10 protein-coding genes are annotated in these 17,890 nt (G+C 47.8%); all 10 read right to left on the bottom strand.

Going from position 1 to position 17,890, the window contains the following annotated elements:
- A partial coding sequence (locus tag J7J01_03680) for a hypothetical protein (GenBank protein ID MCD6209989.1) occupies positions 1 to 1,664 on the bottom strand: 1,664 nt, incomplete at its 3' end.
- 13 nt (positions 1,665 to 1,677) lie between these two features.
- Positions 1,678 to 2,709, bottom strand: a complete 1,032-nt coding sequence (locus J7J01_03675; GenBank protein MCD6209988.1) for a hypothetical protein — start codon at positions 2,707 to 2,709, stop codon at positions 1,678 to 1,680.
- 342 nt (positions 2,710 to 3,051) lie between these two features.
- Positions 3,052 to 4,506, bottom strand: a complete 1,455-nt coding sequence (locus tag J7J01_03670; GenBank protein ID MCD6209987.1) for a hypothetical protein — start codon at positions 4,504 to 4,506, stop codon at positions 3,052 to 3,054.
- Position 4,507: 1 nt separating this feature from the next.
- Complete coding sequence (locus J7J01_03665; GenBank protein MCD6209986.1) at positions 4,508 to 5,629, bottom strand: hypothetical protein; 1,122 nt, start codon at positions 5,627 to 5,629, stop codon at positions 4,508 to 4,510.
- A 20-nt stretch (positions 5,630 to 5,649) separates the two neighbouring features.
- Positions 5,650 to 6,957, bottom strand: a complete 1,308-nt coding sequence (locus J7J01_03660; protein ID MCD6209985.1) for a hypothetical protein — start codon at positions 6,955 to 6,957, stop codon at positions 5,650 to 5,652.
- A gap of 115 nt (positions 6,958 to 7,072) precedes the next feature.
- Positions 7,073 to 7,900 carry a hypothetical protein gene (locus J7J01_03655; GenBank protein ID MCD6209984.1) on the bottom strand — a complete coding sequence of 276 codons (828 nt, stop codon included), beginning with the start codon at positions 7,898 to 7,900 and terminating at the stop codon, positions 7,073 to 7,075.
- A gap of 234 nt (positions 7,901 to 8,134) precedes the next feature.
- Positions 8,135 to 9,238 carry a hypothetical protein gene (locus J7J01_03650; protein ID MCD6209983.1) on the bottom strand — a complete coding sequence of 368 codons (1,104 nt, stop codon included), beginning with the start codon at positions 9,236 to 9,238 and terminating at the stop codon, positions 8,135 to 8,137.
- 160 nt (positions 9,239 to 9,398) lie between these two features.
- On the bottom strand, positions 9,399 to 13,130 hold the full coding sequence (locus tag J7J01_03645) for a PQQ-binding-like beta-propeller repeat protein (protein ID MCD6209982.1): 3,732 nt from the start codon (positions 13,128 to 13,130) through the stop codon (positions 9,399 to 9,401).
- A 234-nt stretch (positions 13,131 to 13,364) separates the two neighbouring features.
- Positions 13,365 to 16,313, bottom strand: a complete 2,949-nt coding sequence (locus tag J7J01_03640) for a PQQ-like beta-propeller repeat protein (GenBank protein ID MCD6209981.1) — start codon at positions 16,311 to 16,313, stop codon at positions 13,365 to 13,367.
- A gap of 187 nt (positions 16,314 to 16,500) precedes the next feature.
- Complete coding sequence (locus J7J01_03635; GenBank protein MCD6209980.1) at positions 16,501 to 17,502, bottom strand: hypothetical protein; 1,002 nt, start codon at positions 17,500 to 17,502, stop codon at positions 16,501 to 16,503.
- Positions 17,503 to 17,890: the final 388 nt, after the last annotated feature.

Genomic DNA, 17,890 nt, shown 5'->3' with positions numbered 1-17,890 from the left:
TCATTCCATATTTTCGCATATTCAATATGACCGCCAGTGCCAGCGCACGGATACGTGTATATTCTGTTCACCCTGATGTTTCGGTTAGGAATGATAGTGCCGTAATGCGTGCCTGAGATGCTGGGATACGTGCCAGAACCGGTATCAAAAGACTCTGCTTGAACCTGCACAGAAGGCACGTACCGGAACCCGTGGAATCCACCGGACGCTTCACCTGAAATCAAATACCGTGTGCCGTCAATACGAAACACGGTTGGTGTCGAACGATTGCCGACATCGCCCAATCCCGATACGATGGCATCGTCCTGCTGCCACTTCGACCCGGTCCACCTATAGCCCATAAATTCGCCAGACCCTGTGCCTGATATTAGATACCATACCCCTTTCTCGTTAAACACGCCGGGTGCAGAATAATAGCAACGGGCAGGTAACCCCAATACGATACCAGAATCATCTTCCCATGCACTGCCATTCCATTTATGCCCGAAGAATCTTATCTGATTTGCCCATGCATCTATAGTAAATTCAGGCATATTACCGCTTATCAGATACCATACCCCATCTTTCTCAAAGACCGTGGGTTTATTCAGATAATTTGTGGATTCGGGCATGTGAGGATAAGCAAGTCCGGATACGATGGCATTTTCCGGTTCCCACTTAGAACTGGAGCCAACCCACCTGAACCCGTCGAAACCATGCATTCTACCTGCTATCAGATACCACGTACCGTTCATACAAAATACCGCAGGTGACGATTGGTTACCCACATCGCCCAATCCCGATACGATAGCATCGTCCCGCTGCCACTCCGACCCGGTCCATTTATAGCCGTAGAACTTCCCGTCAGCGGCTCCTGAGATCAGATACACGGTTTCATCCTTCTTAAATACCGTGGGTGCCGACTTGACGATTCCTTCTGGCAACCCTGCTATTATCGCGCTGTCCGTAGTCCAGTTACCTAATGCCATGCCCATAACCTTTACCTGGACTGTCAGTTGATGAATGGTCCGATTATCGTTCAATTCATCTGTAACCTTCTCCGGGTCCACGGTTACACCCATACTGAACGTACCCGGTGAAGTCGGCGTGTAAACGAAACTTAGATTCGTCTCTTCGCTCGTGTTTAGCGATTCAACCGTCTTCGTGCCTATCGGTGTTCCATCAATTTTCAACACGACATTGAACGACCCGACAGAGGGTCCATCATTTCTTAGCGTAGCTCTTATGGTGCTTTCCGTGTTTGTAATGAACGTGGTCGGTTGAACTGATACTGGCTTGAGATACCCGTAAGTTCTGAGCGCGCCATCATCAATCTCATCCTGCGTTACATGGTAATCGGTTGTTTGTGCCGGGCAGCCTGAGCCTGAAGTCTCTATCCGGAGGGTGTCACCCGCACTCACGTTATCCTCCGACAGTACAAGCAGATAATAACCCGAAGTTGATGCGTTTTTGGCATCCCAACTCTCTCCTGTATTTTTATTCGTTATGTGTACCCATACACCGGTGCACTGACTACCATCTGGTTTGAGTACTTCGCCCGTGATAACAAACGGCGGCGATGGTTGTGCCGCGATGGATGGAGCCATTGCCATACCTGTCATTATGCCGACTATTACCACAAGCACAGTACCAACAGTACCAATACTCGGCTTCTTCTTATTCATCTTCTATTCATCTTCACCCTCTTTCCCTTCTCATTAACGCAACGTATCCAGTAATCAAAAGCAATCCCAATCCTATACTGAATAGCATTAGCGTTGGCAATTCAGGAATCGGGTAGCCGGGGTCAGAAGAAGGGCTTTCGATAAAAGAGTCACTGCCCGCTTCGGTTTTATAGTATATCTGGAGCTCATCCGATGGGCAATCCCATGATAATCTAACAGCGAGCCAATCGCCAGTACTGAAATCCTGTGTTGTTGATACGTTGTCTTCGCAGGTTATGTCCCATAGATATTTAGTTCCTACTGCTGTTAACTGCTCGGTGTGGCTGGCAATAACGGTTACATCTCCGGTGCCATTGTCCAACCTGCAAATCTCAACCGTGAGGTTGTGCCCTATTTCATCATCTTCTATCGCTTCTGTCCGAATATGCGCTTTCCACGGTTTATCGCCAAATCCGAGTCCGCATTCTGCTCCGGTATCTGCATAGAACCATGCCACTCCGGTATAATTCAGGTTAAAATGTTCGCCTGTGCCGCTTCCTGAACCTTTGTGCATCAGGTTGTCCTTCACGTGCGTCAGACCATCGTTCGCAGTTGGTGCATCATCGGGTTTAGCTTCAGGAGTAAGATACCATGTCTGAGCATTCATGGCTCCAAGTGTGATGTTGAAGTTAAACATCCCGCCATCATCTACTTCGCTTTTATCTATCGTGTGCTCTACAACCTTCGACTGGCTGGCGTCTGGACTTGTAACCTCAAACTTCAATGTCTCGCTCACATTCAAATGGGTTCCATTTGTAAGCACGAGCTGGTAGTAGTTCGATGTTGAAGAGTTTTTAGCATACCAGCTCTCGCCCGTGTCTGTATTCGTGATGATCACTTTCGGTTCATCACATGCAGTTCCATCTGCGTATGATACGTATCCTTTAATGAGGAACGGCGTCTTCTGCGCTGCTATTACCTCAGGTGCAGTACAGACCATGCACATTAACATTGCCACAACGAGCAATGCACCAATAGATATAGATTTTCTTATTCTTTCATTCATTTTTATCACCTCCTATAGCTATATCCTTTCTTTTTTTCTTGCCATAAAAAACCTGCCATAAAAACCATACCGATAAAGAGTCCAACGACCGTTGGCAATGTCTCGAAGCCCGGTGTCTGAGAATGAGAAGAAGATGTAGTCAATGTGGTCACAGGTGTTGACGTTTGTAACGGCGCGGATGGCTGTGACGAAGTGGTAAAAGACGGTAACGGTGGAGTCTGCGCTCTGGTATTAACTTTAACTGTTTGAGACGACAATTGAGCGAGCTTCGTACAAAATTCTTCGCTTTCGGTACCGCTATCGTCGTAAACAAGTATCTTCTTCTCCATATTCTATCTTCTCCTATGATTGCACCGCTGTCGCGGTCATCGTTATATCTCCGCTATAATTCCCAACCGCAGTTCCTGTTGGCACGTGCAATCTGAAGTTAACGAGGTTATAACTCTCCGCTCCTGCATCCAGATTCAGGTCATAGCTAGTAGGACTACCGAGATTTAGTCCGTAATCGCCGGCTGTGAATCCACAATAGATATTATCGTTCGCAATCGTTCCAGTTCCAGAACTGCCACTCATCGCCATGTCCGAAGCCTCTATGTTTAAGTCAATTTCTACATTACCGATGTTCCTTAGCGTCATTCCGTTCGTGCTCCCTTCCTCGTAGTTCTCATCGCCCGGTATCGAACTGTTTTCGCCTGGGTCAACAGTACCGAAATTGATCGCCGCAGCGTCTATTGAGAGTCCAATGCAGCTCTTGTAGGTGAAGTTTTCAGTTCCGCTTCCAGCCAACCCACCCATGTCCGTTGCCGTTACGTTCACACTGTAACTTCCATTAGCATAATAGAAGCTCATATTGAACGTTCCGCTGAAAGTTGCCGTTGTTGTGTCGTGAGAAACCAGGTTTAATGTGACCGGGCTGTCAGCTACGGTACCAGGACCTGTTATCACAGCCGCTACCGTATATATATCCTCCCAGCCATTGGAGTCACTTACCACCGCAGATATGTTAACAGTCACGTTATCGCCAGGATTTGGGTCTATCTGTACCCCTGGTGTCGTATCATCATCGTCCGGTGTTATCGTTATGCTCTCCACTACTGGAGCCGCCGCTGGTATCGGCAATGTGAGATTAAAGTTGAACAGCCCACCATTGTTTATTTCGCTCTGCGTTACCGTGTGGTTCGTGGTGTTAAATTGGGTTCCATCCGAGACATTGAATACAAGCACATTGCCAGCACTTACGTTTGTAGTATCGAGTATGAGTTGGAAGTAATTAGAAGTGGCATTTGTCTCTGCCTGCCAGTGCATACCTGTGTTCATGTTGGTGATGTTTACCGAGGAGCCATTGCATGGTGTGCCGTTACCGTTATTGTAATGAACCCAGCCGTAGATGATGAACGGCGTTCCCGGTGGCGCTTCAAGCGTGATATTATAGTTGAATAGTCCACCGTTGTTCACCTCTGTTTCGGTTACGACATGGCTGAGCACTTTAGACTGTTCTCCATCCGGGCTCGTGACATAGAACTGCAAAACCTCGCTGGCATTCAGGTCAGTTCCGTTAGCGAGCATGAGCTGGTAGTAATTACAACTTGCGTTTGTTTTTGCAGTCCATTCATTGCTGTTGTTCATATTGGTGATGTTTACCATGGAACCGTTGCATACCGTTCCGTTCCTGTAGAACACCTTGCCATGAATTATGTATGGTGTTGAAGGCGATGACGTTGCAGCGACCGTGGCAAGCATTATTGCTACTGCTGCTACCGCTAATGCGGATGTGGAGAATAATCCTTTCGGATTCATCTTATTCCACCACCTCCATACCATACCCATTCCCATGTGTCGGAGTCGGAGTATATGTAACATTCACTCTGACGTAATCCGTGCCGATATACGAGCGGAACATCCACCACCATAGCTTCCATTGCGGACTGTTTTGCTCCGCTATTATAATCAAGGTGTTATCATCAATGTAGTCCCCGATATTATCTGATATACTTCCTCGCAGGGTTACGAAAAGATCTGTTTTCCTATCTAACTTCTCGTACTTACCGGTTTTAAAGTTCCAGATGTAGAGTGTTGCACCACGAGTACCCCAGCCTGCATATCCCATGCCATCCCAGAGGACATCCAACTTTGTTATGCGCGTCTCGGGTTCTGCAATATCAAATTTGAACCTGTGGATTGCATAATAGCCATTGGCTCTTGTAAAGTCTATTTTCATCATCCCTTCATCTCTACTGATTAGCTTGTAATGCCAGCGTTCGAACTCTATGTCTGGAACATCGTTAGAAGCGGGAGGCTTCTTATTATACTGATACCCGTATGCCCATTTGTTCGTGCCTGCACCGGTTGTGAAATCGTAAGTAGTTACAATTTCTGGTGAGTAAGAATAAGTAAAGTTCCGAGAGCCCACACCTGCAAGTCCACCATTATCGGTTGCATTTACCTCCACTTCATACTCGCCTTCGGCTTGATTGGACATGTTAAACGAGCCAGTGTACGTAGCTGTGGTCTGATTAACAACATTGTAAAATTTCAAACTCACTGGACTGTCCTCAACCTCGCCCGGACCCGTGATAGTCGCTATAACCATCCCGGTTAAATCGTCGTAGCCGTTCATGTCCGTAACGTTCGCAGTAATCGTAACGGTCTTGTTCGTACCCGGATCTGGATTAATCACCTGCACACCCGGCGTTACCGGGTCGTCATCAGGTGCTAACTTCACAGCCACCGCTGGAGCTGTGTTGAGAACAGTCGCATTCGTGCCCGTATTTGCAGCATAGGCAGAGGCGCAGTCATAAACGTACAGGCAGTTCATATTGGTATTTATAGCCAGCGCCAGCGATGTCACCAGCACAATTGCTACCATCGCTACTATCACCACCATCACCATTACTGGTAGCACATCCCGTTTCTTATCCATTCTTTTCACCTTTTTACCTTTCACCTCCTTTTCCTTTTTTCATGCTTGTGCTCATGCTTATGCTTAGACATAAACAAAGATAGCAAGACCAAGACCAAGACCAATGCTATTGCAACTATCGTCAGACCGGCTTCAAAACCCGGTATCACTGACCTGTTAGAAGCTTTCTGCTTTGTCTCTACTTCTGGTACTGGAACGCTAAATGAGACCTCCTTCTCTTCTGTTTCTTTACCCGAGTATAAAACACGCCCTTTTATCGTATAACTTCCGGGTTCCAGGATTTTATAATATGACACGAGATTAGCAGTCTCACCAGCTTCTACGAACATCTCATCGCTTTCCAGCACGTCAAGCAAGTTGCCCTCGTGATATATCTCGCCTTTGAACTTTGCTATTGTGTCTATCTCACCGGTATTCTCGAAATTTGCCACGAGTTTTATCACGATGTTCACCAGCGGCTTACCCTCGATTGTGAGACCGTGTAGCACGCCTCTTCGGGTGAGCGAGCCGAGAGGCAGGATTTTGAAATGCAAGTCTTTTGTAGCAAGAAGTTCATCTTCTTCGCCGAGTGAAACAGTAACGTTTGCTATGTAATCACCCGTATCTCTGCCGGTAGTGTTCCAGAGAACCGTAATGACTCCCTCTTTACCGGGTTTTATCCCGGTTTCTTCATACACGAAGCGGTCAATGACGCCACCCTCTCCCGTTTTTGTTATCGTAACAGCTATCTTCGGTTTCGCAATTACGTTCCCTTCATTCTGAAACACAACTTTTAGCTTCAGCGGGTAGTTAATCTCGGTATCCGCAGCGGTGATGCTCTTAACCGTGCCTTTCAGGATTTGCGTGCCCGTTACCTGGATAACAACCTTTGATGGTATGCGGATGACGGCATGGGCAACAGCACCTTCTACACCCTTATTCTCTGGAATGCTCTGTGCATAGATTGTCGCAGTGTAATTGGCATTTGCTATATCTGCGGGTATGTCAAACTTCACGAGCACGCTCGCTTTGCCTTTTCCCGGTACTGTAACTTCTGTTATTGGTGTGTTCGGCTCGTCCGGTTTGTAAAATGAAATCCAGTCGGCACATTCGCCTTCCGCAGTGAGCTCAAACGTGCCGGTTTCATCGCCGGTATTGAATACCGTTATCGTTCTTTCATACGTTCCACCTTTGAATGCAGCACTAATAGTGATGCTTGCGGGTGCTATACCAAGACCAATAGCCGCATTTGCAGTAGAAGTGGAGTATAAGCTCAGGATTGAGAATAAGAATACTGCTGTGAGCACTGCCGTCATCAACTTCTTTTCCGGTATTCCTTTTTGTTTCATTTTTTGTTTCATTTTTTGTACCTGTACTCCGTTTATCATTCCCAAAAAGAAAAAAGAAAAAGGAAAAATTGGTTGTTTTTTGGCGTTTATTTGGTACTTAGTACTTAGCATTTAGCTAACTCGATACAGCTGTTATGGTAAGCGTACCAGCGTAGTCTCCCGGCAGCGTTCCCGTTGGGACCGATAGAGTGGTATCTATCTTTGCCGTGTCACCCTTTGCGATATTCACGTCGAAAGTAGTGGCTGTAGATGTAAGAGTTTGAGGTCCGACACTACCCACCGTAGCGGCAGTATTGCCTTCAAATAACGGCTCGGGATTTGATGCTTCATCTGTTATCGACATCTGCACGTCCATCACAGTATTACCATCGTTCCTGATTGTTGGTTTAACCGGTGGTGCCGGTCCAACCGTCTCCATAGTGCTGTTTCCAGGCACTGTTGAAGCATTACCTGGAGCAATACTGCCGTAGTTTGTTTCGTTGAAATCAATTGAGAATGCTATCACTTCGCTCACGTTGAATGTCTTGCTATCGGTATCGGAAAGCGAGCCAGCATCGGTTGCAGTCACTTCCACCGTCCAGGTGCCCGCGTCTGCATCACTGCCCAAATCGAAATCGAAACTCCACGAGGCTGCCACGGTAGCACTGCCGCTCGTGTAAGTGGTGCTATCCGGCTTCTTCACTACATAGGTCAGAGTGCTTACGTCGTCTATTCCGTTGGGATCTGATAATGTTCCACTGACCGTAACAGTGCACGAAGGAGTTGCAGGGTCCGGACTGATTGTTGTGATCGCTACATCAGGTGCTAAATTGTTCACGGTTGCGCTCGTCCCTACATCGTTACTCATCGCCATCGGTACTGCTATTGCCATCGCCACTATACCTGCTAACAATAACGCCATTATTTTCCGCGAAACGCTTTTTCTAAAAGGTTTTGTGTCCATTTTTCTCTTTATCACCTCCTAAGTTCTTTATCCCTGTTCATTCCTTATTTTGGCAATTTTTCCTTTGCCCCTCCATGGATTCGCACCATGGTCTATGGTCTATCACTTTCAGGGGCATCTCTCTCTCTTTCTTTTCCTTTTTCATTTACTTTTTCGCACCTCATAGCATCAAAAATAAAAAAAGGGATTTTTATCCCCCTCCTATAGCATTACACATATGGGTTTAGCACTTAGCTAACTCGATACAGCCGTTATGGTAAGCGTACCAGCGTAGTCTCCCGGCGACGTTCCTGTTGGGACCGATAGAGTGGTATCTATCTTTGCCGTGTCACCCTTTGCGATATTCACGTCGAAAGTAGTGGCTGTAGATGTAAGAGTTTGAGGTCCGACACTACCCACCGTAGCGGCAGTATTGCCTTCAAATAACGGCTCGGGATTTGATGCTTCATCTGTTATCGACATCTGCACGTCCATCACAGTATTACCATCGTTCCTGATTGTTGGTTTAACCGGTGGTGCCGGTCCAACCGTCTCCATAGTGCTGTTTCCAGGCACTGTTGAAGCATTACCTGGAGCAATACTGCCGTAGTTTGTTTCGTTGAAATCAATTGAGAATGCTATCACTTCGCTCACGTTGAATGTCTTGCTATCGGTATCGGAAAGCGAGCCAGCATCGGTTGCAGTCACTTCCACCGTCCAGGTGCCCGCGTCTGCATCACTGCCCAAATCGAAATCGAAACTCCACGAGGCTGCCACGGTAGCACTGCCGCTCGTGTAAGTGGTGCTATCCGGCTTCTTCACTACATAGGTCAGAGTGCTTACGTCGTCTATTCCGTTGGGATCGGATAATGTTCCGCTGACCGTAACAGTGCACGAAGGAGTTGCGGGGTCCGGGCTGATTGTTGTGACCGCTACATCAGGTGCTAAATTGTTCACGGTTGCGCTCGTCCCTACATTACTCGCCATTGGCACGCCAAGTGTAATATTCATCATGAATCCTCCGGCATCTATCTCGTTCTGCGTTACTGCATGCTCTACCGTCTTTGACTGCGAGCAACCAGACACTGCTATCCTGAGCATGTTGCCTGCGCTCACATCTTCACTACTCAGTACGAGTTGATAGTGGTTTGATGTGCTCACTGTTGTAGCATACCAGCTCTCGCTCGTGTTCAGATTCGTTATCTGAACATCAGGACCGTTGCATGGACTGCTTGCTGCGTCATATACATAGCCATCAATCATGAACGGCGAAGGCTGTGCTACCATGTGTGCAACGCTCGCCATGCAGATGACAACCGCGAGCAGTACCCCAAATATTATTCTCGTTCGTTTTTTCATTTCTTTCTTTTTTCACCTCCTAACACAAACACTTTTCTTTCTGTGAAAGGAACTTTATCCATCTATTCCCTATTCTCGTCTCTCATTCCGTTCCTTTTTGCATAACCCCTCACAAAAAGAAAAAAAGGGGAATTAATCCCCTTTTATTTTATCTTGTCTCTTAGTTCTCCGCATGTACCGCATCCAGTGCCATTATTCTCGGCTTCCACCACGTTCCTGGCTTTGTTATTCCGATGTATTTGACATCGCCCCAGTTACCGTTGAAATCGTACCGAGTCCATCTCCGCGAGTTGCACGTTTCACTGCCGATAGCCGTCCAGCTCTCGCCATCTGGAGATACATACACATTGAAGCTCGCCGGGCGGAATCCAACTTTTCTAACCCAGACACTGACGTTCCTGCACGCTGGTATCGTCTGTTCCAGCTCGATTTCTATCCTAGCATTTCTGAACAGAGTTGCACCTATATGGTCGGGTTCACCCAGTGCTCCCCACGCAAATAGTACATGCTTCCTGTAGTAGACGCTGGCTCCATAGCTTGAGACATGTGGCAGACATTCAAACTCGTTGGTCATGCAGTTGTTTGTTTCATTGGACTCTTCTACCTCGTCGTTGGTGTCGGCACAGACCGTAACATTAAGAGTCGTACCACATGGGCAGCCAAATGACCCAACCGTGTTCGTGTAGCTTTCACCTGCTGCTAATGCGGGAACAGGGTCCTCTAACGAGCTGACACCATCAATATAGATAGTTGTGGTGCTTGAACCTGCCTCTGCATCACCGATGTTTGTGACTGTGTAGTTCACCGTAAAGCTGCCATTCTCAAGTAATGTTTCTGTCTTTTCGGTGATCACAAGGTCTGGCATCGGTGTATAGAACGCATACACTTTGCCGCCACCGATTGTAAAGACGATATTATCTGCAACCGCCGGAGATGCTCCGCCCTCGGGATAGCTCCAGATCAGGTCACCGGTGAACGCATCGAGCGCATAAGTCCCGGCATAGTCAAAGTAATCACCGCCTTCAGTTCCTACGAACACCTTGCCGTCTGCTACTGCAACCGAGCATGTCCATCCTCCTATTCCTTCGCTTACATTTGTTTCCCATATCAGGTCGCCGGTTGTCGCATTGAAGCAGTATGTCTGGCGATCGCTGTATCCTTTGCAGCCACCTGTAACATATACGTTTCCATAAGCCACTGCGGGTGTTGAATCTGTCCGCTGGATTGTTTGATGCCATAAAATCGAGCCGTCGGTGGCATTCAATGCGTAGATCTCACCATCGCCGTAGAAGTTGTAGTTGGTGACATATACGATTCCATTAGAAACAGTTGGTGAGCCGCAGGTGTCAAGTGGAGTGGTCTGATGCCATATCACTTCGCCGGTGCTCGCATTCACGCAGTAGATGTTCCCGCCTGGATATACCCATGTAGTGAGGTAGAATTTACCATCTGCGTATGCCGGCGTTCCCTGTGCGTATGCGGTGCCCCACGAGCCCGTGTTTGTTTCTGTGAATGTCCAGAGCAGTTCACCGGTCTCCTCGTCCAGACAGTAGTAATGGCGACCTTGCCAGTCGTTCGTGACGACCCTGCCGTCTGCAATCACCGGTCCGCCGTTACAGGATGCTTCTCCAGTCGGATTCACGAACGTCCATATCAACTCACCGGTAGATGCATTAATGCATCTCGTCTCCTTGCCGGTGGCTGTGAATACCTTGCCATCGTGGTATGCTGGTGAAGACCATGAACCCCACTCTGGTGTGGAAATGCTTACGTTCCATAATATATCGCCTGTGAACACATCAAAGCAGTAGAGTTGAGCATTTTCGCCTCCGCCCCAGCCGGAGGGACCACTGTAAACAAAGACCTTGCCATCAGCAACCGCAGGCGATGTGCTCCCAATCGCAGATATGTCATCGCTGATCCATAGCGTCTCATTCGTGTTCGGTGCTTTTGATGGTGAGAATCCGAGATGCGGTTCATTGTAGTGGAACTGTGCCCAATCTGTGCGCTTGATTATGACTGATGTTCTTGTGTAATCGTTGTTCGTTTCGTTGGATTCTTCAACCTCGTTGTTCGTGTCTACGGTCACACTAAGCACATGTCCTCCAAGTTCGGTTGGCGTCCATGCGTATTCCAGCTCAGTGCTTTCTCCCGCGGTAAGCGATGCAACAGTCTGCTCGCCCAGCGATGTGCCATCAACAGAGAGCGAGACATCAAACGAGCCTGCATCCATGGCGCCGATGTTCTTCACCAAAACGCCGAGAACATTATCCTCATTCACATAGCCCGTTGTCTTCAACGCAATCCTTACAATCACGAGGTCTGGCTTTGACTCAAGAACGGTTACATTCTCACAGTATTCATTGTTCGTCTCGTTGGATTCCACAATCTCATCGTTAGAGTCTGCGATGACGCACAGCTCATACTCGCCTGCCTGTGTTGGCGTCCATCTAAAGCTCAGGTTCACGCTCTCATTTGCTTCAACATCTTCAACACTCACAGTATCAACTACACTGCCATCTGCGACAAGCGAAACATTGAACGCACATGCATCGCCCTCGCCTATGTTACTGACAGTTGCATTGATAGTGTTGCTCAGGTTTGCATAAATGCTTTCAGGCGTTGTGAGTCCTGTAACGGTGAGGTCTGGCTTGCACGGCGGGCACTCAAGTACATTCTCAATGCAGTTGTTCGTCTCGTTGCTCTCCACAATCTCATTATCGCTGTCCGCACAGACCTTGACCGTAACATTCGTTCCACACGGGCATTCAAATGGTCCGACCGTGTTCGTGTAATTCTCACCAATTGCAAGAGCGGGCACGGAATCGTTTGCAATCTCAGTTCCATCAATCCTGATGGATGTCGTGCTTGCATCTGCATCAGCATCGCCGATGTTCGCCACGGTGTATGTTACATTGAACGTGCCATCCGCAAACAGTTCCTCTGACTTATTGGTGACCACAAGGTCTGGCATTGCTGCCGACTCAAGTGTAATATTCATCATGAATCCTCCGGCATCTATCTCGTTCTGCGTTACTGCATGCTCTACCGTCTTTGTCTTTGACTGGTTGCAACCTGACGCTTCTATCCTGAGAATGTTGCCTGCGCTCACATTTTCACTACTCAGTACGAGTTGATAGCGGTTTGATGCATTCACTGCCGTAGCAGACCAGTTTTCGCTCGTGTTCAAATTCGTTATCTGAACATCAGGACCGTTGCATGGACTGCTTGCTGCGTTATATACATAGCCATCAATCATGAACGGTGTGAACGGTCTCGGTTGCGGTGCTGGCGCCTCCGTATATGTCACTTCGAGATATGGACGCTTGGTGGGGTCATCGGTATATTCCTTCGAGTAATAATTGGCACCCTTTACAGATGAAGCACTCTCTATCTCATCCTTTATCAGCCAGCCGTAGTTTGGATAAGTGCCATCAACGAAAGCCTGCACATCTGTCGTAACATCCCACTCCTTCCAACCTACCGCTGTCCCTATAGAGGTACTGTCTGTCGGTGTAGAAACAATATCAGGCTGATTATTCCATGTGACTGTATTTTCGGTCCAGCTTGCCTTTATTTTATGAATATTGTGAGTTCTATTATGGCCACTATGAGCCTTGGTGTACAGTTTAAGTTTTGCAGAAACGATAGTTGCACCAGAGGGTATTGATGAAAGATCGAAATGAATGAGAGCACGCTTGTTTTTGCCAGCCCATGACCACACACTAAACGCATCATGATCATCATCACACGGTGCATCAGGGGTAGATAAGTCTACAAAAGTATCATTGTCTGGTGAGAATGTTTTCGTCGTCGCCGCTGCTGGCATTACCATCATCGCTGCTATCAGTGCGACGAGTCCCATAATACATATTGCTTTTACTTTTTTCATTTTATCACCTCCTAACTTTTCTTTCAGCGAAGCGTTTTCCGTAAAGGCTTTTGCTTCGCAAAAGGGTTTAAAGAAACCTTTTTTAGCCTCCTTTTTTTCTTTTCCTGTTCTTCTCATCTTCTTCTACCCTCTTTCTTCATTTTCCCCTTCAAAAAAGAAAAAAGGGGAAAATTTTGTGTTTTTATTCGTTTTTTTTATCGCTATTGGCTTTGGCTTTCCCGATTCCCGATTTACTTAAATTGGCATAGGTATAGGTACCAGTCCTGACTTTGGTGGTAGTGTCAGCGTTGGTTTCGGTGTCGGTTTCGGTGCCGGCTCATCATAGCTCACCGTCCCGTCCTGACTCACGTAGAAGACCATCTGCCCGATTGTTATCTTCCAGTCTGGGTAGTACGAGCTTACACCTCTCTGAACGAGCTCTATCGTTGGTCTTCTGAAAGCACTAAGCCTAAGCCCGTGTCCGTCCTGTCTCATCTCCTCAAACACGAGCCTCAAAGCTTCTGCTTTCGATACCGGCAGATACTTCATCGGCTCTTTTACCCACGAAGCTTCTTTGAAGCTGCCATCTTCGGCATCCACGAGTACCACGACAAGTGTCCTCTTCTCATCAATCCGAATCGGGTTGGCTGTAATCGGAATCCGTGTGTTTGCTGGCTTTCCATCTACTGCTGCTCTGAGTAGCTTTACTGTTTTTCCTTCGACTTTCTGGATTGCTACAGGTTTCTTCCACCATGGCTTGTCCTTCACTATCGGCACTTCGAACGGTACGATGTAATAATCTCCGCTTTCACTCGTTACCAGCATCGGCTCACCTGCAACCGTCTTTGCAAATACAGATGCAAATTCAGCGTCGTAAGGCACCAGTTCCTCGGTCACACCGTCAATTGCCGCTTTTACCACGTCCAGTGCGTCTTCATCCTCAACTGCCTCAACAAGTGCCACTCGCTCGATACCGTCCACCTTGAGCGTCTTCTGCATTAGTACAGGTGTTATTGTATCCTCAAATCTCTGCCTTGCAGGCACGATTCTTACCTCTGCATCCTCTTCCGGTGGTTCAAGCACTGCGATGTACCTGTCGTTCCAGTACGAGATTCTCGGATCGTATGTCGGTTTGTAATAGTTTTCAACCCATTCTTCTGCGGTCTTGTAGCTGTTCTCACCGATGCAGCCCGGTGCGAATGTGTTCGGGTCGTTCACCCAGAACCCATAGACATCGTATCCGTACGGCGGATTGTATGCACCTTCACGCGGATTCTTGTCGGTGTGGATTCCCCTGATTCCCATCCAGTACTCGTAGTTCCCAGCAGGGTTACCATATGCCGGAACTGCACCAGGACCCAAACACTGCCACCAGCAGATACTATGCAGCGCCTTCTCTAAACCCTCTGTTGTGTTCGCATACGTGATAGCGCTGTAGTGACCAGGAGCAATCCCGCTCATCGTAGTTGCCATACCTCGCGGGTCAATACAGTATGGGTCGCTTCCTCCGGTATTGTTTGCTAATCCCATCGCCTGAAGCTCGTCCTGCGTGTACGGACCTACATCTTTGAACTCTGTCCACATCTTTATTACCGCTGCTCCTGAGTAGTTCCACGCATTCTGTGTGTAGTACGGGTAGTCCGGGTAGTAATTGATGCAAAAGTGGTCGAGCACGATGTCAAGATCGCTGAACCCACCCATATCTATGTCGTTCTGAGTGACGTTAACCGTGCTGATGTTGATACAGTACGTGTAATTCTCAGGGGTACCGTATCCCCCCTCCATCTTCTTCGCTGTAATCCGGAGCGTGTCTCCATCGCTTACATCTTCGCTTGTAATGAGTAGCAGATAGAAGTTCGAGGTGGCTGATGTCTGTGCAGTCCAGTTCTCATCAGTATCGAGATTTTCTATCGTTATGGTGCAGTTGTTGAGTGCAGCACTGGCATTATCGAACGTTTCACCACTGATAACAAACGGTGTTACTGGTGTTTCCACCTCTTCTGCTGTTCCAAAGGCATATACCCTGCCATCTGCAATCGTGAAGACGATTCCATCTGCAACCGCGGGCGATGCCCCACCAACCGTTGAATTCCATTCTACGTTGCCGTTTGTTGCGTTGAGTGCATACGTTCCAGCATACCCAAAGTAGCCAGAGGGTTTACCTGCGAAGACCTTACCATCTGCAACCGCCGGCGAGCACGTCCAGCCACCGATATTATCGCCCGAGTTTGTCATCCAGATAGGGTCACCATTCAGTGCATCGAAGCAGTATGTATATATCGTACTGTATCCCTCACAGCCTGCACAAACATATACATAGCCATCTGCAACTGCCGGCGTTGAGTCCGTTCCAGAAATCACTTCATCCCACGACCATTTGATGGTGCCGTTCGTCATGTACATTGCGTAGAGGTCTGCAGGACCATAGAAGTCATACGTGGCGACGTACAGGAGACCAAGTTCGGGTGATAGTGCGACAGACCCACATATATCCTCTGGTGTGCTCGTATTCCAGTTCTCTAACCCTGTAGCAGCATCAACGGAGTAAACATGTCCACCCGGAGACCCCCAGTTTGTGAGATAGAAGTTACCATCCGCATAAGCGGGTGTTCCCTGTGCGTATCCTCCTGTGTGGAATGTCCAGAGAAGGTTCGTTCCTGTCGCTTCGTCTATGCAGTAGTAGTTTCCACCGTCCCAGTCAGAGAAGACAACTTTACCGTCTGCAACCGTAACCCCACCGTTGCATGCCGCACTTCCGCTTGGCACGGAATATGTCCATTCTATGGAGCCGTTACCTGCATTGATGCGGTACACCGTTGCCCCTGATGTAATAAAGACGCTTCCATCATCGTAGCAAGGCGACTGCCAGTCACCCCAGACATGCGGGTCTGTATCAAGCGGTGTGCTCCATTCAAGTTCACCGGTGAATTCATTGAGTGCTGTCAGCGATGCTTCCGTACCATCATAGCAGTATACAAAGACCTTACCCTCTGCAATAACCGGGGATGAGCTATCAACAGCATCTATGATATCGCTCGTCCACAGCAGGTTGTTATCATCCGGTGCATCCGATGCGGTTGTGCCAACGTTCGTCTCGTCATAGTGGAACTGCTGCCAGTCTATCGCAATCGCGGGTGCAACGCTCGCCATGCAGATGACAACCGCGAGCAGCACACCTGATATCATCATCGTTCGTTTATTCATTTCTTACTTTTTTCACCTCCTAACACAAACACTTTTCTTTCTGTGAAAGGAACTTTATCCATCTATTTCCTATCCTCATCTCTCATTCTGTTGCTTTTTTGCATAACCCCTCACAAAAAAAGGAAAAAAAAGGGGAAAATTTTCACCTCTCTCTTTTACACAGCCTTTTCTCATGCGAATTGTGTTGTTAGCAGCTTGCGGTCAGTGTATCGCTGGTCTTCATGCTTATGAAGTAGCCTTCGCCTCGCTCCATCGTATTGAAGTCGTTGAACCCAGATGGTGCACCCGGCACGTAGACCTCGAACTTATGGGCAGTGCTGTTCCATCTCGCTACGTATCTGTAGTTCCCTTCAATGGACGACAGTGCATCCTCTATCGGCTTCGAGCAGTTGAGCCAGCCGACCATGTTCAAGCCCGGCTCAAGCGAGATGTTCATTGTGGTGTATGCACTTCCCTGATATGTCCATGTTCCACTCTCGGTCATGTGAATGAAGTAACCGACGCCGTTCTCAAGTGTGTCGTCATCGCCAAGCGCAACCCAACTGTGCGTCTCCGCATCATACCTGTAAATTGCGTCATACTTGCCCGCAACAGAACTGAACACCGACGAAACCGTCATGTCATCCGCAGTAAGAGGCAGTGAAATCAGGTTCCAGCCCTCAACGAGGTCTTTGCTGTATGTCTCCTGTGGTGCAGTGCATGTGAATGTGCCGTTTATGCCGGAGTTAGACACAAACTCACCGAGTGTATCCCCAATCGCAGTTGGATCAGGTGTCTGAGGATAGGGGTGTGTGAATTCCACGGGACTCACACCCGGGTTTATGCACTTCAGCGTCATATTGCCCAGATAAATCTCGCCTGGTCCGAATCCACCGAATTCATTTGCATGAACGAATACATAGTTACCCTTATGCAGCCAATCCCACATGTCCCAGTCGTTTTTATCAGTGGGTTCGACCATGTTTGTTATATTCACCACAGTGGGATCAAAGTCTATATGTGCCTGAGCTGAGCCTATGTCGTTTCTGTCTGTATGTATCACAACAGATACGAGTACACTTTCGCTTGGGCCGCAACTGCTGTTCTGTGGAACGAGGTAAAAATAAGTGTCCGCTGTTGCAGAAGCTGTAAGCAGTGCTAATACTGCCAGCACTATTCCCATTCCGAGTCCTATTTTCGTCTTGTTCATTTTTTTCGCTATCACCTCCTAATTTTTGGGTATTCAAACTTTTAGAAAAAGTTTGATCGAAATGCATGCTTCCTTCCTTGACTACGCAAGGGGCATGTTTCTTTTCTCATCCCATTCCATTCCTTCTTGCTTTTTTCCTTTTTGCACATCCCCTAAAAAGAAAAAAGGGAAAAATTTTCAATTTTTTAGTGGCTCTTTCTTCGCTTCTCTGGATGTAGTTAGCCTGGGCAATTGCACCCACAACAGTTCAATGCTCCGCCGGACACTGCATTGAATACTTTTGACACATCCATGCCCATTATTATACCATCACAATCCACATCACCGCACAATGCCTTTATCAGTGGATGGTAGTCGTATCCCATGTGTGGCACGCCAGTATCACCGA

The sequence above is a fragment of the Methanophagales archaeon genome (assembly GCA_021159465.1).
GTDB lineage: Archaea > Halobacteriota > Syntropharchaeia > Alkanophagales > Methanospirareceae > G60ANME1.
This window is presented reverse-complemented; position numbering and strand designations above follow the sequence as displayed.